Raw genomic sequence first — 19,657 nt, 5'->3', positions numbered from 1 at the left:
CTACACTTCCCGCTACCTCTCGTTCATCGGAATAAACGCTCTGTGGTGTCCCACATATTTGTACGCCGGGCGAATGATCTTACCCGCGTTGATCAGCTCTTCCAGACGGTGCGCGCTCCACCCCGGCATACGGGCAATGGCAAAAAGCGGCGTAAACAGTTCCTGCGGGATGCCAAGCATTGTATAGACAAAACCGCTGTAGAAATCTACGTTGGCGCAGACCGGTTTAAACATCTTTCTGTGAACCGGTATGAGTCTCCTGGCTGTTTTCTCCACCAGATCATAGAGCGCGAACTCTTCCATTTTTCCCTTCTCCTCTGCCAGAAAGCGGGCGTATTTTTTCAGGATAACTTCCCGTGGATCAGACAACGTGTAAACCGCATGACCCATACCATAAATCAATCCTGTACGGTCGAACGCTTTTTTGTCAAGAATCTTCTGCAGATATTCGGCAATTTCCGACTCACTGGTCCAGTCCTTCACATTTTCTTTAATGTTATCAAACATTTTCTGCGCTTTCAGGTTGGCGCCGCCGTGCCGCGGCCCTTTCAGAGACCCAATGGATGCCGCCACCGACGAGTACGTATCTGTTCCTGATGAGGATACAACTCTCGTCGTGAAAGAAGAGTTATTGCCTCCTCCATGCTCAGCGTGAAGAATCAGCGCAATGTCCAGTACTCTGGCTTCCAGCTCGGTATATTTTCTGTCCGGACGCAGCATAAGAAGAATATTCTCCGCCAGGGACAGTCCCCGTTCCGGATTGCGGATAAACAATGTTTCATCCAGACGAAAATGCCGGTATGCATGATAAGAGTATACCGCAATAAGAGGCAGTTTTGCAATCAAATCCATGGATTGGCGCAAAACATTTCGCGGGGAAATGTTTTCCGGATCATCATCATATGTATACAAAGTCAGAACACATCGCTGCATGGCATTCATAATATTCTGGTTGGACGCTTTCATGATGACATCTCTGACAAATCTGCTGCTCAGGCTTTCCAGCTCAAACATGACATCCTGAAAACGTTCCATCTCTTTTTGATTCGGCAGCTTTCCGAACAACAACAGATAAATGGTCTCTTCAAACCCATATTTTCTTCCTTCCATGCCATTGACTAAATCATAAATGTCAACTCCCTGATAATACAGATGGCCGTCGGAAGGAATCTGACGCCCGTCAATGAAATCATAGGCACAGATATCGGAAATCTCCGTCAGTCCTGTAAGCACGCCTTTACCGGTGGAATCACGCAATCCTCTCTTCACATCATATTCCAGATACAAATTCGGATCGATTCTATGGCTGTGCATCAATTCTTCTTCCAGAATGTTCATATCGAGCTTCAGCTCTTCTATGTCTTCCATCCTCATGTTCTCCTGTTTTGGCATATATATCCCTCCTGATCTTATTATTATATTACATAATAATGAATAATAATTCAAGACATTTTTCATTTTTCGGCGTTTTATTCACAGATAGCCTATTATTATTCATGTTTTCTGCATTTTTTTATACTTTTCTTTCAGTATTCTTTCTCATACGCCCAGGAAACACAAGAAATCCGTTTGACCGCCGCTACGGGAACGGAATACAGCAGAACAATTCAAACACGCCCTCTTTCTGACCGATCTCCATATTCCCCCCGTATCTCTGCACACTCTTCTCAATGCTGCGAAGACCGTATCCATGATTTTTCCGGTCCGCCTTTGTAGTTGACGGAAAGACAGAATACTCCATCCTGGAACTCTTCCCGCAGGGGTTGCTTATTTTAATCGCCAGCATTCCTTTGCCCGCCCGGCTTTCCAGAGAAATCTGCCGCATTTTCTCCGGCAGTCCCTCACAGGCTTCCGCAGCATTATCCAGGGCGTTGGCGTAGATCGCACAGATATCTGCCTTCTCAAAAGGCAGCTCCTCCGGAATATCCAGTTTCATTTCACAAGAAATATTCTGCTGCTGCAGCATGCCTTCTTTCACAGACAACACCGCATTGACCGTGGAATCTCCACAGTAATTTAAAGTCCTTGACAAAGCGCTGTTATCCAGGAGCTCACGAATATATTTATCTCTCTCTCCTTCCGGAAGCGCAGCGAGCGCCTGCAGGTGATTGGCCATATCATGGCGGAGTCTCCGTATCTCGAAATGCTGCTGCTCCATGGTCTCATAATATTTCTGATTCATCTGAGCAAACATAGCTTCCTGTTCCAGTTTCCTCTGGCGCATCAGAACACGGATAGCCCAAAGCAGCCCCACAAACGCAAGGATTGACAGACAAAGCACAGCAAAATGCAGCCGCAGATCAACGTTTCCCGGTTCCCACCGTTCTCTGGAAAGCAGAACAACTCCAAGCACGCTCCCCACTGGCACAATGGTCAGAAGAAGAATCAAACGCCACATTTCCGGCGTCAGATCGTCATCTTTCTCCGGCGCAGCCAGCCAGGTTATAATATAAAACAAAAATGCAAATATCACTCTCGGCAGCATAAAGCCATCCGAATGATTACGGATAAAATTATCTACAATGGCGTTCCATGCAAACACTGTACTGCCTAAAAGCAGTCCCATGCAGATCTTCTTCCATCCGCTGCCGCAGCAGCAAACCCATATAATAAGAAGAAGCGCAAGAAATGTCGGCGGGAGATTCGCCAGATCGCCGATATAAACCACCGTGCCGCCGGCCAAAAATCCCATGACCGCCAGCAGCCCATAACTCCACCAGCATTTTTTTATCCGGAACAGATTCCTCACTGATCCCACAACAAAAATAACAATTACGATCATTCCCAGCCATTGCCAGAATGTCGGCATCAAAACCAGATCATGCAAATAAGATACCGCTGTCTCCATCCCACGTCACTCCTTCAGCATGGCTTTTGCCAGCTTCACTGCCGCTGACTCCCGCAAAGAGCGGCTCACCGGAAGCATTCTCTCACCAATCTCCACAGAAGAGCCTCCGATGTGACTCACCGCGTCGGCATGAACCAGATAGCGCTGATGAATCCGCACAAAATCTTCTCCCAGACGCGCTTCCACCGCATCCAGTTTGTCATAAAAAGCATACTCTCCGCCTGCAGTCACCAAAGTTACCTTTCTTCTGTCACTATAAAAATATAAGATGTCCTTATGCGAAAACCGATACGTTCCTTCCGTGTTCTTCACCACAAAGCTCCTCTCATCTTCCCGGTACATTTTCTCCCTCACCCGTTTAAGAACCGCTGCCAGCCGTTCCTCCTGCACAGGCTTCATCAGATAATCGAGGGCTCCCACACGATATCCGTCAAACACATAATCGGCATAGCCTGTCACGAACACGATAAGCAGCGTCTCCTCAAACTCCCGGATCTGCTCCGCCGTCTCCATCCCGTTCATGCCTTCCATCTCCACATCCAGAAACAGCAGGTCAATCTCTCCCGGGTGGCTGCGAAGCCAGTTCACGGCACTCTTTCCCGATGAGAAATCATAGACCACTTCCTCGCTGCCCTCCCGCAGCAGTTTCGAAAGCTGCATCCACAGCGCGTCCCGGGCACGTACTTCGTCATCACAGATGGCTATTCTGAGCATGGGTCTCCCTCCCTTCCTTCACATTTTCTTTCTTATTATCAGTATATCTTCTCCCACAGATGCTGTCAAACCACCCGAGAGGGGTCCCCAACCAAAAAGATTCCAAACTTTACATCCCAGATGCCATTCTTTACATTTTCTGCAGAACCTTGCCCGCGTTTTGACTTTGTCTACAATTATGATTTTTTATATTTTGAAAATAAATATCCTTGATTATGATTTTAAGCTGTGCTATAGTAAAAACACAAAGGGAACAGCTGCCCGCAAAGGGGTTGGCCTCATATATAGGTAGAAAAATCACCCTTATTTTTGGGTCAATGTATAGAGGGTGATTTTTCTACGCTTATCTTAATGCTGACAAATCACATATATGTACGTCAACAGGGATATAATGAACATACCAAATTGGATTAAATCATTGAAATCAAAATGGTTTTTCATCCGTATCACCCCCGTTCTTATGTAGAATGGAGGTCAACCACCCGGAAACACAGCTGTTCCAAATCTATGGTAACATTTCTTTTATATTTTTACAATATATTTTTATTTTTAAAAATATATTTCTTTTGTTCAGCAATTATTTCCTACATTTTTGTATAACACTCTATGATACTCGAATGCCCTAAACAATTCTTTACATCCCACATACCATTCTTTACATTTTCTGCAAGACCCTTCCAAACTTTTCATCAGAGCTTCCATTCTTGTCACGGCAAATTCTGCCGGGATTTTTTTGTGCTATATTGAAGCCAGCAACACATAGAAATCAGAAAGGATGGATACATATGTTATACGTTAAGGATCTTCACAAATCTTATATGACAGGCAAAAAGGAGTACCCTGTGCTGAAAGGCATCAATTTTCAGATCGCAAAAGGGGAGTTCGTGGCAGTGATGGGACCGTCCGGCTCAGGAAAGAGCACTCTTCTAAACTGCATTTCCTGTTACATTCCTTTTGATAAAGGCGAGATCACCCTTGGCGGCATAGATCTGACCAACCTCAATGAGACAGAGCTTGCAAAAGTGAGAAATGAAAAACTGGGCTTTGTATTTCAGGATTTCATGCTGCTGGACGGTCTCAGCGTCCGTGAAAATATCCTTGTTCCCCGGATCATTCGGGGAAAGGTGGACGCAGAAGCTGAACGGCTCGCCGACCGCCTGATTTCTCTTTTTGGCATTGAACACATTAAAAATAAATATCCGGCGGAGATTTCCGGAGGGGAAAAGCAGCGGACAGCCGTCGCCAGAAGCCTCATCAACGACCCTTATGTGATTCTGGCCGACGAGCCCACGGGCAACCTGGACAGTAAATCAAGCCGGACGGTCATCGAGTCTTTCGAACACGCCAAAGAGCAGATGAACGCCACTATATTTATGGTTACCCACGACAGTTTTGCCGCATCATTCTGCGATCGGGTAATTCTCCTGAAGGACGGCACAGTTTTCAGGCAGCTGGAAAAGGCTGGAAACCGCAGCGATTTTCAGGATATGCTGCTGGAAGCTATTAAGGAAATGAGTGAATAAAAAAGAAAGTGGTGATCTATTATGAAAACTGAGAAATCCAATAACATAAATAACAGGGAATACCAAAGAACGCGCTCTGGCAGCGCAGCCTCGCAGAGCAGCAACATTTCCTCCATGCAGGCCATGGAACGCAAGCTCCAGAAAGCCGACCGGAAGCAGGCGTCCCTGTACCTGTTCTGCAACTTCATCTCTCTGATGCTGATTTCCGCCTACTCTGCCATGATGTTCTCTCCGACTGTTCTGGACATTTTGCCGGAGGGCGGCGACAGCCGAAAACAGATGTACGCAATTTTTGTACTGTCATTATTTGGCTGCGTGGTATTCACCATCTATGCGGCCAGCCTGTTTTTTCATAAAAAATCAAGGCAGCTGGGCATTCTCATGGCTCTCGGCGCTTCCCGCAAGCGTCTGACGCCGGGACTGTTCGGCGAGGTCTTTGCTTTAAGCGCCTCCTCCTCGATTCTGGGAATCATCGCCGGATTTCCTTTTGTCTGGCTTCTCTGGAACGGGTTCCGGCTTTTCCTGGTGGACAGCGAAGAAATGGCGCTGCACTTTGACTTCCGGTGTCTTCTGGTATCCATACTTTTCCTTCTCATCGTCATTGCATTTTCCTGTCTGACCGCATGGCGCTATCTGAAGAAAACAAACATCATTGATGTGGTGCAGGAGGAACATAAAAACGAGCCGGTCAGAGAACTTGGAAGCTGGTGCGGCCCGGCAGGCATCATCATTCTTTTTGCCGGCGCCATCATCGGCTACGGGGCTCCCGGCGCCTATATGAACATTTTTTCCGCTTACCCGCCGGAATGGATCAATCTTCTGTACGCGCCAGTCTTTGTGGGACTCTATATGATCATGCTGCACACTGTCGTCCACGGCTGGGGCCGCCGGAAAAAACATCCATACAAAAATATCATTGCCCGGAGCATGATGAAATTCCAGGGCAGACAGACGGTAAACAATCTTCTGGTCAGCACCGTACTCATCGCCGGCGGCTGCTTCGGAATCTTTTATATTCCGATTTTCTCCACCGCCTCCATCCTGGAAACCAGCAGCCGGGATTATGATTATTTTTTCTACAGCCGGGCGGACCAGGATGTTCCGGACAGATCGGAGATCGAGCAGCTGGCTTCCGGCTACGACCTGAATCTCACTGACTGGCAGGAGCACGCTTATATCAGTCTTGGTGTTGACGGGCAGACGCGAGTTGAGGAAGGACGCAGTTTCCATTATGAATATATGCCTCTTCTGAGCGAATGTAAGGTTATGTCCGAAGAGACTTACAATCAGATATCCGGTGACGACATCGATGTACTGCCGGGCACCTGTTACGGCACTACCTCCACCAGCCAGAAGGATTCCTTCTGGATTAACTCCGGCGTCACAAAGTTTACCAACATGTGCACCATGGAAAGTTTTGATACTCATTTTGAAGGCTTTCTGCAGTACGACCTCATAGCAGGAGAGAGCTCCAGCTTTTATGTGGTGGACAATGCCGATTTTGCCGCCCTGTCGCAGGATCTCACCGACGACTGGAAAGGAAACATGCTCCTGTTTAACGCGGACGGAGAGGATAATTACGAATTTGCCAGACAGCTCTACCTGAACTTCGTCCATTCATTCGACTCCGAGTGCGAGATCATCAGCTCTTACGACCGGGTACAGAAATACGTGGACGAGCAGAACGGTCAGGTCTACTGGGGCGACACCGACGAGATGACTAAAATCAGCTACGACAAACCGGACTCCACCGACTTCCGCATGTACTGGAGTTATATGCCGAAGATCCGCATCATGGATCAGAACGAGTTCCTTCAGAGTTTTGCCGTATTCCTGATGATGTTCCTTTTTATCGCCATCATTTGTTTCACAGCCGCGCTCATCATCTGCTACACCCGCTGCCAGACCATCGCCCTGAACAACCGCTATGTTTTTGACGACCTGCGTCGGCTTGGCGCCTCCCCGAAATTCCTGGCTCAGGAGGTCAAAAACCAGTGTGGCAAAGTATTCACCGTTCCGTCTATCGTCGGCATGACCGTTATGTTCCTGCTCTACATTATGATCATGTACGCCAATGACGGCACCCTCACCTCACCTGAAATCGTCGGACTGGGAGTATGCTTCTGTGTTCTCCTTATGATCAGTATCTTCATCTATGGCGTTTACTTCAAAACGATACATAAGATACAGCGGCAGCTGGGGATTTGTTGAGATGGAACTGCGGGTTCCGATAAAATCTGAGGATACAGGCACAGGCGGGATTTACGACGCTGTATATTTGTAAATTTCCGGATGATTTCACCAAAAAAAGAGCATTTTCATGCTCTTTTTAAAAAGGTCAGAAAAAACACACCTGATGCCAGAAGCACGATCATCGGCCCGGTGGCAATATCCGTATAATAGGAAAGTATCAATCCAGCTACGCCGCAGACCACGGCGATCAGCACGGAAAACAGATGGTATGTCCGCATATTTCTTGCCAGATTTCTGGCTGCTGCCGCAGGCAGGATCAGCAGGGCGTTGATGATCAGCAGCCCCACCCACTGGATGGACAACATAACAATAATTGCCAGCAGTATAACAAACAGGTTATCATACAGGCGCACGGAGACACCTTTACTTTGGGCCAGAGACGGATTGATACTGACAAAGTGCAGGCGGTTAAAGCAAAACAGCCAGAAAATCACCGTCAGCCCAAAGGCGATAAGCAGTCCCAGAAGCTCCGTCCGTGTAATACTTAAAATATCTCCGATGAGCAAAGAATTATATCGGGAGAAGTTTCCTCCCATGGACAGCACCGCCAGTCCCACGGCGAGACCACAGGAAGCGAACACGCTGATGACCGTCTCCGCTCCCGCCTTGCCCCGGTACTTGATCCAGTTTAAAAGCAGGGCGAATAAAATACCGAAAAGAATCATGGACAGAGTGGTATCGGTCATGCCTAGTATCACTCCAAGGGCGATTCCTGTAATGGCGGAATGGCCGAGAGCGTCAGAAAAGAACGCCATCTTATTGTTTACGATCATTGTCCCCAGCAGTCCGAACAGAGGGGTGATCAGCAGCACTGCCGCCAGTGCATTTTTCATAAATTCATATTCAAACATGGTTATCCCTCCTCTGTTTCAGTCCGGCGTCCGGACAGCGCTGCCGCCGACGGGGCAAACAGCGGATGCTCCGCGTATCCGAATGTCTTCTGAAAGGCTTCGGTCCGGTACACCTGCGCCGGCGTTCCCTCCGCCTCCACGGTTTTATCAAGCAAAATGACCCTGTCAGAATATTCGTAGACAAAATCCAGATCGTGGCTGATCATCAGAATGGATATATCGTATTTCCCTTTCAGCTCGTCCAGAAGCTCATAAAAGAGCGTCGTACCGTTGCGGTCAATGCCGGAAATAGGCTCATCCAGCAGCAGCAGATTCGGCATCGGGCAGGTCGCCACAGAAAGCAGTACCCGCTGCAGCTCTCCGCCGGACAGATCGCCCAGACACTGGTCGATAAGCTCCTCCGCCTGGAACCGCGACAGCTCTTGTCTTACCCTCTCATAGGTCTTTTTATCTTTCATAAGCCACACCGGACGGCGGCTGATACAGGATGCAAAAAAATCAAATACGGTGGTCGGCGTATTCTTATCAAAAGCAAGATACTGCGGCACATAGCCGATCTTCATGCGGCTTCTTTTGCCGCTGCGCATATCCTCAAAAATAATCCTTCCTTTATAAGGAATCTCTCCCAGCAGAGCTTTCATGAGCGTCGACTTGCCTGCGCCGTTTTTGCCGATGATCGTCAGCATCTCTCCGCAATACAGATGAAAATTCACGTCCTCTAAAATATGATTATTATCCAGAGTGACGTCCACATGTTCAATTCTCGTGCAGTGATTTCCGCACATCTTCGGTTTAATTCGCCGCATTTCTTAATTCCTCCAGATTCTTTCTCATACTGTCAAGCCATGCGTCCTTGGCATACTGCCCGCTGACGCAGGAATCCAGCTGATGCACGTCCATTCCGGTTTCTCCTGCCAGCAGATTCGATATCCGTCCCGAATACTGGCTGTCCGAGAGGATCATCCCGTCGCCCGCCTCCTGTACGGTGTCAATGAGCATCCGGATTTCCCTGGCAGAAAATCCGCTGTCCTTCTCCACATCGATGGTCTCAAGTACCGGAAATCCAAAGGTGTCCGCCAGATAAGCAAAGCTCTCGTGGAGGAGCACACAGCCTTTTTTCGGCGCTATACCGTTCAGATCCTCATATTCCGTCAGCAGCGCATCGATTTTTTCTTCGTATTCTATCCGGTTTTGATCGTACTGTTCCCTGTGTTCCGGATCCATTTGTCCAAGTTCCGAGGAAATGTACGAAAGCTCCTGTTTGTAAAGCTCCGGATTCAGCCAGGTATGCGGATTCACCTCTCCGCCTTCATTCTCCTCTTCATGCGCGTGGGCATGGCCTTCGTGGGCGTGCGCTTCTCCGGGCAGAAGCTGTTCCTCTTCCAGTCCGTTGAGAGCGTATAAAATCGTAAGAGACGGGTACGTATCCAGCACATCCGACAGGAAATCCTCCATTCCGCCGCCGTTGGCGAGAAACACATCGGCGCCCTCCAGACGCACCAGATCTCCCGGCCTCAGCTGATAGTCGTGCAGACAGCCGGTCTGCGGCTCCGCCATGTTGGCGATCTCCACGCCATCCACGCCGTCGGTAAGATTCATTACCATAATATATAAAGGATAAAATGAAGTGACGATACGGAAGGTGTCGTCGCTGGCCTTCTGGCCGGCTTCTGTCCCTGCCTCCGGCGATACTCCGGTTCCCGGCGCTCCGGCACTCCTGCAGCCGGCCAGAAAGCCGGTGCAAAGGCAGAGCAGCAGAAATGCGGCCAGGAGAACGTTTCCTCTTCCCCGTCTGTTTTTACTCCGTAAACTGTATTTATTCATGAATGTCCTTTTCCTTCCACATCCGGCGCAGCCGGCTCACCGTCTCACAGAGTGGCAGACCGACAACATTATAATAATCTCCGTGGATGCCGGAGATAAATACGGCCGCCTTGCCCTGGATTCCGTAAGCGCCCGCCTTATCCATCGGTTCACCGGTAGACACATACCACCGGATCTCCTCGTCAGATATCTCCCTCATGGTCACATCGGTACACACATGGAACTTCTCCTCCGCCACCAGGCGGCCTTCCTCCAGCAGAAGAAGAGAAACTCCGGTGTACACCTGATGGGTTCTGCCGGAAAGAGAACGGAGCATCTCCACAGCTCCCTCTTCTCCATCCGGTTTGCCGAGGACTCTGCCGTCAACGGCCACCACCGTGTCGGCTCCGATGATGGTGTACATTTCCTGCCCGGGAGCGGCTGCGCCAGCGGCGGCAGCCATATGCTGCTTTGCCACAGCTCCGGCCTTCCGGTGGGACAGCTCTTCCACCAGAGTCCCCGGAGAATCCGCCTGTATATTTTCATCAGCATCGCTGACCTCTATTACAAAATCATATCCGGCCTGCGCCAGAAGTTCTTTCCTTCTGGGAGAGCCGGATGCCAGAATAATCTTCATTATAATAAACTCTCCTTTGCATAACTTATGATGATACCAGACAACCATTCTTCAGTCCTGTCTTTGTACCATCATAAGCGATAAACAAAAAAGAATCAATAAATTTTTTTAGTAGCGCCGGGTCACATTAATACCCTGCGGGTCATCTTAGTACCAGCGGGTCACCGGCAGATCATTGTTCACATCGTTGGTAAACAGAATCTGGTGCAAGTCGATGATACCGTTCATAAAGGTTGCCGCGCAGGCGCACAGGTACAGCTCCCACATACGTGTAAAGCGGTCGCCGAACATCTCCACAACCTCTGCCTTATGTTCCTGGAAGTTTTTGTTCCAGCACAGAAGGGTCTTGTTATAATGCCGGCGCAGGCTTTCCACGTCCAGCGTGTAGAAACGATGGTCGCCGGCGATATTGATGATCTCCCGCAGTGACGGAATCACGCCGCCCGGGAAAATGTATTTCTTAATCCATGCGTCGCCCGGATGCTCCTGCAGGGCGCTGATATAATGAAGGAGGAAGAGTCCGCCCGGATTCATCACTTCTTTAACGCATCGCATGAATAGATCGTAGTTATCCCGTCCCACATGCTCCAGCATGCCGACGCTGACAACGCGGTCAAACTTCATACCGCTCTTCGGCAGATCCCGGTAGTCCATCAGTTCCACTTTCAGACGGCCTTCCAGACCCTCTTCCACAATTCTTTCCTCAAATTTTTTCTTCTGCTCTTTGCTCAGCGTAATACCGACGCCTTTGATGCCATATTTCTTAGCGGCTTCAATAAGAAGGAATCCCCAGCCGCATCCGATATCCAGCAGCGTCATGTCTTTCTGCAGATACAGCTTCTCCAGAATACGGTCCACCTTATTTACCTGGGCCTGATACAGCGTATCATCCGGATTCTTAAAATATCCGCAGGAATAGCTCATGGTCTCATCCAGCCACAGCTTGTAGAAATCATTTCCGATGTCATAATGGGAAGAAACTTCTTTGGACTGATTTGCTTTGCTCAGAGAAGAAAAAATGAGCTTTTTCAGAGACTTTTTGTCGGTGGAAAACTTACCCATCTGTCCCATAAACATATTGAGGGCATGAAAGAGGTCTCCCTCGATCTCCAGATCCCTGTCCATGTACGCCTCACCCAGGGCAATGGAGGTGCTGGTCATAAGATCCTTCATGGAAGGAACCTTATGAAAAATGATGGAGAATTCCGGTTTGCCTTCACCAATCTGCGTCTCCTCATCGCCAATCCTGATAGTGAATGGATGATCGTCAAACTTCTGCATAAAGGTTACAAATGCTTTTTCTTCAAGATTCATACTGTCACTCCTGTTCTTTTCATACAATTTTCAAAACGCTTCCTATCTGCATGTCCAAAACTACGGTAATTCTTCGTTTTTTTTATCGTTTGTAAAGACCAACAGAATAACACTCATTATTCTAGCACAAATAGAGCAAAAATGCTCCTACTTTTTTCTGCAGAACTGAAAATGAAATATTTTTTCAAAATCCTTCTTTTTTCGTCTGATTGCGACATCCGAGGGACGGGGGGGCAGACTCCCACAGACCACCGGGCGGGACAGCTTCTGCTCCTCACGCAGCGGCGGGCCGGAGACAGCACAGCTGCCCCGGCCCGCCAGGATTACTCTTTATTCAAGATTACTCTTTATTTTTGTAAACACCCGGATTGCTCCGCGCTTCGCGCTCCCGCACTCCTCCCCACATTCGCATTCCCGCTCTTCCGAGCTTCATGCTCATGTGGGGGCGGCCCTCTAAAACACGCATCTGCTTTCGTGTAAGCACGAGCAGACGCATGTTTTGATGGCCTGGTGGTTATAAATTCGTATACCCCATAAGGGATAAGTCGACTTCTCTTGCGCAGTCGCGTCCTTCCCGGATGGCCCACACCACCAGGGACTGGCCGCGGTGCATGTCGCCGGCGGTAAAGACTTTATCCACGTTGGTTTTGTAGGAACCGGCTTCTGTCTTTACGTTGCTGCGCTCGTTGGTGTCCACGCCGAAGGCTTTGGTCACATAGGACTGGCTTCCCAGGAAGCCTGCGGCGATCAGAACCAGGTCCACCGGAACTTCGTATTCGCTGCCGGCCACTTCGGCCATGATATTCCGTCCCGCCTTCTTGTCAAATTTGCTCTCAAGTTTTACAAGCTTCGCCTTGCATACCTCGCCTTTTTCGTTGGCGATAAATTCTTTTACCGTAGTCTGGTAGACGCGCGGGTCTTTGCCGAAGACGGCGATAGATTCTTCCTGGCCGTAGTCGGTCTTGCAGACTCTCGGCCACTCCGGCCAAGGGTTGTTCGGCTGTCTCTCATCCGGCAGCTTCGGCATCATCTCCAGCTGGAGCATGCTCTTGCAGCCCAGGCGGATGGAGGTTCCGACGCAGTCGTTTCCGGTGTCGCCGCCGCCGATGACCATGACGTTTTTATTTTTGGCGTCGATATATTTCTTGTCGGCAAAGTTGGAGTTCAGCAGGCTTTTGGTGGTGGCGGTCAGATAGTCCACCGCAAAGTAAATACCCTTGCTCTTTCTGCCCGGCACCTTGATGTCCCGCGGGTCGGAGGCGCCGCAGCAAAGAACGATAGCGTCATATTCTTCTTTCAGCTCCTCGGCCTTGATATCCACACCCACATTGACGTTGGTCTTGAAAATGACGCCCTCTTCTTTCATGACATCTACTTTCCGCTCAATGTAGATCTTCTCCAGCTTCATATTCGGGATTCCGTACATCAGCAGACCGCCCGGACGGTCGGAACGCTCGTAAACCGTCACGGAATGTCCGCGCATGTTCAGATAATGGGCCACGGACAGTCCCGACGGTCCGGAGCCCACCACGGCAACCTTCTTGCCGGTGCGCACTGCCGGAGGTTCCGGTCTGGCAAGTCCCCGCTCATAGGCCCTCTCGATGATGCTCAGCTCTTTTTCCTTGATATTGATCGGATCCCCGTTCAGGTTGCAGGTACATCCCACTTCGCAGGGAGCCGGACACACCCGCCCGGTAAATTCCGGGAACGGATTTGTTTTCCTCAGTCGCTGATATGCCTCATCCCAGTTGCCCGTGTAAGTCGCATCGTTCCATTCCGGAATCAGATTATTGAGCGGGCAGCCGGTCACCATACCGTTGATCAGAATTCCCGACTGGCAGAACGGCACGCCGCAGTTCATACATCTTGCTCCCTGTATCTCCTGTTCTTTCCGGGACAGAGGGGTGTGAAATTCGTTGAAATGTCTGATTCTCTTTGACGGTGCTTCCGCGCTGCTTTCTTTTCTTTCATATTCCAAAAATCCAGTTGGCTTTCCCACAGTTCTCCCCTCCTATCCTCTTTTTATCTCATAAAATGCTTCAATCTGCGCCTGTTCCGCACTCAATCCCTTGCCTTCCAGCTCGGAGATCTTCTGCAATACTTTCTTGTAATCATGCGGAATGATCTTCTTGAATTTCGGCAGATATTCGCTGAAGTTATTCAGAATCTCTTTTCCTTTTTCGGAGTTGGTATATGCCACATGATCTGTGATCATGTCTTTAATCTCCATAACATCGTATTTGGATACGATCGGCTCGGAAGAAACCATCTCTCTGTTGAGGCGCAGGTACAGATCGCTGTCCTCATCCAGTACGTAGGCCACGCCGCCGCTCATACCGGCCGCGAAGTTCTTGCCGGTCTTGCCGATGATCAGAACCTTACCGCCCGTCATATACTCGCAGCCGTGGTCGCCCACGCCTTCCACGACAGCCGTAGCTCCGGAGTTGCGGACGCAGAAACGTTCTCCCGCCACACCGTTGATGTAGGCCTGGCCGCTGGTCGCGCCATACAGCGCCACATTTCCTATGATAATATTCTCGTCGGCCTTGAAACGGATTCCCTTCGGCGGGTACACGATCAATTTTCCGCCGGATAAGCCTTTTCCGAAGTAGTCGTTGCTGTCGCCGATGAGCTCCAGCGTCAGTCCCTTCGGAATAAATGCTCCGAAACTCTGACCGCCGGCTCCGGTACACTGCACAGTAAATGTATCGTCGTCCAGAGTATCCTGGTATTTCTTTGTGATCTCGGCTCCGAACATAGTTCCCAGCGCTCTGTCGGTATTTCCCACATCAATGGAAATGCTTCTCTTTTGCTTTTTATCCAATGCTGTCTTTAATTTATTGAGAAGAATCTTCGCATCCACGGTTTTTTCCAGCTCGAAATTATATTCATTCTTCTTGCTGTAGCAGATCGGATGGGTCTTATCCAGATACGGATTATCCAGAATATTGGATAAATCCAGATGGTATTTCTCCTGTGCTTCCGGACGTTCTCTCAACAGATCGGTCCGGCCAACCAGCTCATCCACAGTGCGCACGCCCAGCTTGGCCATGTACTCCCGCAGCTCCTGCGCGATAAACATCATGTAATTTACCACGTACTCCGGTTTTCCTTTGAAACGTTTTCTCAGTTCCGGATTCTGCGTTGCCACACCCACCGGACAGGTATCCAGATTGCAGACACGCATCATGACGCATCCCATGGTGATCAGCGGGCCGGTGGCAAAACCGAATTCCTCTGCACCGAGGGCCGCCGCGATGGCGACGTCTCTTCCGCTCATGAGCTTTCCGTCGGTCTCGATGATGACCTTGTTTCGCAGGTCGTTTTGAATCAGCGTCTGATGGGTCTCCGCCAGGCCAAGCTCCCACGGAAGCCCTGCATTGTAGATGGAGTTTCTAGGAGCCGCTCCCGTACCGCCGTCATAACCGGAGATAAGGATAACCTGCGCGCCTGCTTTGGCAACACCGGCGGCTACCGTGCCGACGCCGGCCTCGGACACCAGTTTCACGGAAATCCGGGCGTCCTTGTTGGCATTTTTTAAGTCGTAAATCAGCTGCGCCAGATCCTCGATACTGTAAATATCATGGTGCGGAGGCGGAGAGATCAGTCCCACGCCCGGCGTGGAGTGTCTGGTCTTGGCTACCCACGGGTAAACCTTTGCGCCCGGCAGATGTCCGCCTTCGCCCGGCTTCGCGCCCTGAGCCATCTTGATCTGGATCTCCTGGGCACTGACCAGATAGCGGCTGGTCACTCCGAAACGTCCGGACGCCACCTGCTTGATAGCGGAACATTTATTCAGTCCGTCCGGTCCGATAGTCAGTCTCTCGAGATCCTCGCCGCCCTCGCCGGTGTTGGATTTACCGTGTATCTGATTCATGGCGATAGCCAGCGTCTCATGGGCTTCCTTGGAGATGGAGCCGTAGCTCATGGCCCCGGTCTTAAACCGCTTCACAATGGATTCTACCGGTTCTACCTCTTCGATTGGAATACCTTTTTCCGGATAGTTGAAATCAATGAGTCCACGGAGGGTGATCGGCGCGGTTTCTTTATTGATCATGGACGTATACTGCTTAAACATTTCATAATTTCCCGTCCATGTGGCCGTCTGCAGTGTGTGGATAGTCAGCGGATTGTACAAATGTTCTTCCTTGCCGCTTCTGTACTGATGGCTTCCCTCGCTGTCGAGCGTCAGATCATTGGTCAGTCCCAGCACATCAAAGGCTTTGGAATGATGAACGTCCACATCCTCCGCAATATCCTCCAGAGTGATTCCTTCCACCCGGCTCACAGTGTTGGTAAAGTATTTATCAATAACGTCTTTGCTTATGCCCACCGCCTCAAAGATCTGAGAGCCCTGATAGGACTGCAGAGTAGAGATACCCATCTTGGAGGCGATCTTTACGATACCGTGCAGTACGGCGTTATTATAATCGTCCACAGCTGCGTAATAATCTTTTTTCAGCAGGCCGTCCTGGATGAGCTTCTTGATGCCGAACTGTGCCATGTAAGGGTTGATGGCGCAGGCGCCGTAACCAAGCAGGGTGGCAAAATGATGTACTTCTCTCGGCTCGCCGCTCTCCAGAATAATCTTCACTGACGTACTTTTCTTCGTCTGAATCAGGTGCTGATGCACAGCGGATACCGCCAGCAGGGACGGAATCGCCACGTGGTTTTCGTCCACGCCCCGGTCAGTCAGTATAACAACCGTCGCGCCGTTTTTGTGGGCCTGATCCACAGCGATACAGAGACGCTGGATAGCCTTTTCCAGATTGGTTCCTTTATAATAGGTGATCGGCACATCCTTTGTCACGATATTATGAATCTTCGCGTAACGGATCTTCAACAGGTCCGTGTTGGTAAGAATCGGATTATTTACCTTTAATACCCGGCAGTTTTCTGCTTTTTCCTCAAGAATATTTCCCTCATCGCCAATGTAGATGGCAGTAGAGGTGACGATTTCTTCCCGCAGCGCGTCAATAGGCGGATTAGTCACCTGGGCAAACATCTGTTTAAAGTAATTAAACAGCGGCTGATGCATTTTGGAAAGCACCGGGAGCGGAGAATCGATACCCATGGCTCCGATGGCTTCATTTCCATTTAACGCCATCGGCAGGATTGCCGTCTTCAGATCCTCGTAAGTATAGCCGAAGGCTTTCATCAGACGGTTGTTTTCTGTGTAATCATACTCTTCCACAGCCACATTCGGAATCTTCAGGTCTCTAAGCTGCACCAGATTATCGGACAGCCATTCGCCGTAAGGCTGCTTTTTCACATAAGAATCTTTTAAGACTTCATCATCGATGAGCTCTCCTTTTACCGTGTCAACCAGAAGCATTTTGCCCGGATGAAGCCGTTCCTTTTTTACAATGTGCGTGATGTCAAAATCCACCACACCGACTTCCGAAGAGAGAATCAGCTGATCATCATCTGTGATATAGTATCTGGATGGGCGAAGACCGTTCCTGTCGAGCACCGCTCCCATGATATCTCCGTCGGAGAAAAGGATTGACGCCGGGCCGTCCCACGGCTCCATCATCGTGGCGTAATACTGATAAAAGTCTCTCTTTTCCCGGCTCATGCTCTCGTCGTTCTGCCACGGCTCCGGTATGGTGATCATTACCGCCAGCGGCAAAGGCATCCCGCTCATCACCAGGAATTCCAGCGTATTGTCAAGACGCGCCGAGTCGGAACCATTCGGGTCCACCACCGGCGTCAGCTTGATCATCTCATCCTTCAGATAATCGGATTCCATCTTTTCCTCGCGGGCAAGCATCTTGTCGGCGTTGCCTCGGATGGTGTTAATCTCTCCGTTATGGACGATATACCGGTACGGATGTGCTTTCTCCCAGCTCGGCACTGTGTTGGTGGAGAAACGGGAATGTACCAGAGCGATGGCGGATTCATAATCCGGATCGTGAAGATCCGCATAGAAATTACGGAGCTGTCCCACCAGGAACATTCCTTTATATACAATCGTCCGGCTGCTCAGGGAAACCACGTAGGAGAAATCATTGGACTGCTCATACACTCTTCTCACGATGTAGAGGCGGCGGTCAAAGTCCACTCCCCGCGGCACATCAAACGGTCTCTTCACAAACCCCTGCATAATATACGGCATGCAGTCTTTTGCCTTCTTTCCGAGAATCTCCGGCTGCACCGGAACTTCTCTCCAGCCCAGGAAGTTTAAGCCTTCTTTTTCCACGATGATCTCAAACATCTTCTTGGCACGGTTTCTTTTCAATTCATCCTGCGGCATGAAAAACATACCCACGCCGTAGTCTCTCTCCTGTCCAATAAAAATGCCGAGGGAATCGCAGGCTTTCTTAAAAAACTTATGGGATATCTGTACTAAGATTCCTACTCCATCACCTGTTTTACCCTCGGCGTCTTTGCCGGCTCTATGTTCAAGATTTTCAACAATTTTCAATGCGTTGGATACTGTCGCATGGCTCTTGATTCCCTTGATATTCACCACGGCACCAATACCGCAGTTATCATGCTCAAAGGAGGAATCATACAGGCCCTGCTGCACTCTCTCCTGATGATACATGCTCTCACCCTTTCTCGTATACGATTTAGATATGATATTCTTTTTCATCTGTCTTGCAGTTATCATCTTACCGTATTTCCGGTTGTTTGTAAACATAAACATTTCGAGTTATTGTCTAATAATTAGTTTTTAATTTTAAATCATATTAATTTTCTGATAATTATGATTTTTATCTCATTTTAATTTCTTATTTTTCGTATTTTTCTCTTAGAACTCCAGTTGATTTCACTCAAAAAAAATCAAATCTTTTTATTAAGGAAGCGTTGTATCCCCGCCCATTTCTATTTATACATACAATTAACACAATTCAAAACGAATGTATAGTAATTTCTTCCTTCATGTAGATTATTATGGGCGAGGATACGATTTCACTTTTAAAAAAATGTTTTCAGCACGTCCAGCAACTCTTCCTCGCTCTCCACGATGTAATCGGGTTTATGCCGGATGATGGATGTATCGTTATGGTGGCGATTGAGAAGAATCATATGCCATCCGGCCGCTCCGGCACCTTCTATGTCATTTTCAATGGAATCCCCAATGTACCAGGTTTCTTCCCGGTTCAGATGAAGGGCATCTTCCACTGCCCGGAAAGTGCGCACATCAGGTTTGAAGTAGCCGACTGCATCGGAGACAAAGATTCTGTCGTCGGAGAACCAGCGTTCCAGTCCCATGCCCCGGATTTTTTCCATCTGATGGTTTGTCTCACCGTTGGTGAGGATTGCCAGAGAAACGCCCCGCTCTTTCAGCAGGTTCAGGATTCGCTCCATGGTTTTGGAAATGTCCAGATGCTGCTGATGTTTCCGGTAAACGTGCTGGAATTCCAGCGCCTCTTCTTCTGTAATCTCAAAGCCAAAGTCTCTCATGGCGTGCTGCATGCGGTATACGCCTGCACCGTCCACGGTCATGGTTCCCGCCATAACCTGGTCAAAGACCCGGTCGCTGTGGATACGGGATGCGGTGTACAGTTCATACATATCTATATCATATTTATCCTGCCATATTTCCTTAAAAGCCCGCTCGAAGGGCTGTGTCATATTGTACAGGGTTTCGTCCACGTCAAATATTACATTCATATTCTATCCCATTTCTCTTTATTCATCTCATAAAAAGACTCCCAAAGGAAGTATTCCCCATGGGAGTCTTTTGTACATTTACTATGACGGG

The 19,657-nt window shown here is 49.2% G+C and carries 14 protein-coding genes; 2 read left to right on the top strand and 12 right to left on the bottom strand.

Annotated elements, in window-relative coordinates; all coding sequences use genetic code 11:
* Window positions 1-12 precede the first annotated feature (12 nt).
* From B5F87_RS00655 to B5F87_RS21560, 4 genes are all read right to left on the bottom strand, one after another.
* The gene (locus B5F87_RS00655) at window positions 13-1,392 is read right to left on the bottom strand and encodes a citrate/2-methylcitrate synthase (RefSeq protein ID WP_087275333.1); all 1,380 of its coding nucleotides are present in this window, start codon (window positions 1,390-1,392) and stop codon (window positions 13-15) included.
* 187 nt (window positions 1,393-1,579) lie between these two features.
* Complete coding sequence (locus B5F87_RS00650; protein ID WP_087275331.1) at window positions 1,580-2,848, bottom strand: sensor histidine kinase; 1,269 nt, start codon at window positions 2,846-2,848, stop codon at window positions 1,580-1,582.
* A 6-nt stretch (window positions 2,849-2,854) separates the two neighbouring features.
* On the bottom strand, window positions 2,855-3,562 hold the full coding sequence (locus B5F87_RS00645) for a LytTR family DNA-binding domain-containing protein (RefSeq protein WP_087275329.1): 708 nt from the start codon (window positions 3,560-3,562) through the stop codon (window positions 2,855-2,857).
* 348 nt (window positions 3,563-3,910) lie between these two features.
* Window positions 3,911-4,003 (bottom strand): putative holin-like toxin, encoded by a 93-nt coding sequence (locus B5F87_RS21560; RefSeq protein WP_275532324.1) that lies wholly within the window; start codon window positions 4,001-4,003, stop codon window positions 3,911-3,913.
* Window positions 4,004-4,347: 344 nt separating this feature from the next.
* On the opposite strand from B5F87_RS21560, the gene B5F87_RS00640 reads away from it, so the two are divergent.
* Both B5F87_RS00640 and B5F87_RS00635 read left to right on the top strand, forming a co-directional pair.
* Window positions 4,348-5,085, top strand: coding sequence for an ABC transporter ATP-binding protein (locus B5F87_RS00640; protein ID WP_087275328.1), 738 nt, complete (start codon window positions 4,348-4,350; stop codon window positions 5,083-5,085).
* Between the two features lie 21 nt (window positions 5,086-5,106).
* Window positions 5,107-7,296 (top strand): ABC transporter permease, encoded by a 2,190-nt coding sequence (locus tag B5F87_RS00635; RefSeq protein WP_242964199.1) that lies wholly within the window; start codon window positions 5,107-5,109, stop codon window positions 7,294-7,296.
* 107 nt (window positions 7,297-7,403) lie between these two features.
* Here the strand turns inward: B5F87_RS00635 and B5F87_RS00630 are convergent, their stop codons facing one another.
* From B5F87_RS00630 to B5F87_RS00595, 8 genes are all read right to left on the bottom strand, one after another.
* Window positions 7,404-8,189: a metal ABC transporter permease gene (locus B5F87_RS00630; protein WP_087275327.1), complete on the bottom strand. Its 786-nt coding sequence runs from the start codon at window positions 8,187-8,189 to the stop codon at window positions 7,404-7,406.
* Between the two features lie 2 nt (window positions 8,190-8,191).
* Window positions 8,192-8,995 (bottom strand): metal ABC transporter ATP-binding protein, encoded by an 804-nt coding sequence (locus tag B5F87_RS00625; protein WP_087275325.1) that lies wholly within the window; start codon window positions 8,993-8,995, stop codon window positions 8,192-8,194.
* Entirely contained in the window at window positions 8,982-10,013 is a 1,032-nt protein-coding gene (locus B5F87_RS00620; RefSeq protein WP_087275323.1) for a metal ABC transporter substrate-binding protein, read from the bottom strand. The genes B5F87_RS00625 and B5F87_RS00620 overlap by 14 nt, the downstream gene beginning before the upstream one ends.
* On the bottom strand, window positions 10,006-10,629 hold the full coding sequence (locus tag B5F87_RS00615; RefSeq protein WP_343215696.1) for a Maf family protein: 624 nt from the start codon (window positions 10,627-10,629) through the stop codon (window positions 10,006-10,008). Before B5F87_RS00615 ends, B5F87_RS00620 begins: the two co-directional genes overlap by 8 nt.
* 147 nt (window positions 10,630-10,776) lie before the next feature.
* Window positions 10,777-11,943, bottom strand: a complete 1,167-nt coding sequence (locus B5F87_RS00610) for a cyclopropane-fatty-acyl-phospholipid synthase family protein (RefSeq protein WP_087275322.1) — start codon at window positions 11,941-11,943, stop codon at window positions 10,777-10,779.
* A 514-nt stretch (window positions 11,944-12,457) separates the two neighbouring features.
* Window positions 12,458-13,942 carry a glutamate synthase subunit beta gene (locus B5F87_RS00605; protein ID WP_087275320.1) on the bottom strand — a complete coding sequence of 495 codons (1,485 nt, stop codon included), beginning with the start codon at window positions 13,940-13,942 and terminating at the stop codon, window positions 12,458-12,460.
* A 12-nt stretch (window positions 13,943-13,954) separates the two neighbouring features.
* A complete protein-coding gene (gene gltB / locus B5F87_RS00600; protein WP_087276085.1) occupies window positions 13,955-18,493 on the bottom strand; it encodes a glutamate synthase large subunit in 4,539 nt (1,512 codons plus the stop codon).
* A 374-nt stretch (window positions 18,494-18,867) separates the two neighbouring features.
* Complete coding sequence (locus B5F87_RS00595) at window positions 18,868-19,566, bottom strand: HAD family hydrolase (RefSeq protein ID WP_087275318.1); 699 nt, start codon at window positions 19,564-19,566, stop codon at window positions 18,868-18,870.
* Between the last annotated feature and the right edge of the window lie 91 nt (window positions 19,567-19,657).

The organism is Eubacterium sp. An3, assembly GCF_002159465.1.
In the GTDB taxonomy this organism is placed as follows: Bacteria; Bacillota; Clostridia; order Lachnospirales; family Lachnospiraceae; genus Anaerobutyricum; species Anaerobutyricum stercoris.
This window is presented reverse-complemented; position numbering and strand designations above follow the sequence as displayed.

Excerpts from the sequence above, each read along its gene's own strand:
- B5F87_RS00655 (WP_087275333.1), bottom strand. The coding sequence starts at position 1,392 with ATGCCAAAACAGGAGAACATGAGGATGGAAGACATAGAAGAGCTGAAG.
- B5F87_RS00650 (WP_087275331.1), bottom strand. The coding sequence starts at position 2,848 with ATGGAGACAGCGGTATCTTATTTGCATGATCTGGTTTTGATGCCGACA.
- B5F87_RS00645 (WP_087275329.1), bottom strand. The coding sequence starts at position 3,562 with ATGCTCAGAATAGCCATCTGTGATGACGAAGTACGTGCCCGGGACGCG.
- B5F87_RS21560 (WP_275532324.1), bottom strand. The coding sequence starts at position 4,003 with ATGAAAAACCATTTTGATTTCAATGATTTAATCCAATTTGGTATGTTC.
- B5F87_RS00640 (WP_087275328.1), top strand. The coding sequence starts at position 4,348 with ATGTTATACGTTAAGGATCTTCACAAATCTTATATGACAGGCAAAAAG.
- B5F87_RS00635 (WP_242964199.1), top strand. The coding sequence starts at position 5,107 with ATGAAAACTGAGAAATCCAATAACATAAATAACAGGGAATACCAAAGA.
- B5F87_RS00630 (WP_087275327.1), bottom strand. The coding sequence starts at position 8,189 with ATGTTTGAATATGAATTTATGAAAAATGCACTGGCGGCAGTGCTGCTG.
- B5F87_RS00625 (WP_087275325.1), bottom strand. The coding sequence starts at position 8,995 with ATGCGGCGAATTAAACCGAAGATGTGCGGAAATCACTGCACGAGAATT.
- B5F87_RS00620 (WP_087275323.1), bottom strand. The coding sequence starts at position 10,013 with ATGAATAAATACAGTTTACGGAGTAAAAACAGACGGGGAAGAGGAAAC.
- B5F87_RS00615 (WP_343215696.1), bottom strand. The coding sequence starts at position 10,629 with ATGAAGATTATTCTGGCATCCGGCTCTCCCAGAAGGAAAGAACTTCTG.
- B5F87_RS00610 (WP_087275322.1), bottom strand. The coding sequence starts at position 11,943 with ATGAATCTTGAAGAAAAAGCATTTGTAACCTTTATGCAGAAGTTTGAC.
- gltB (WP_087276085.1), bottom strand. The coding sequence starts at position 18,493 with ATGTATCATCAGGAGAGAGTGCAGCAGGGCCTGTATGATTCCTCCTTT.
- B5F87_RS00595 (WP_087275318.1), bottom strand. The coding sequence starts at position 19,566 with ATGAATGTAATATTTGACGTGGACGAAACCCTGTACAATATGACACAG.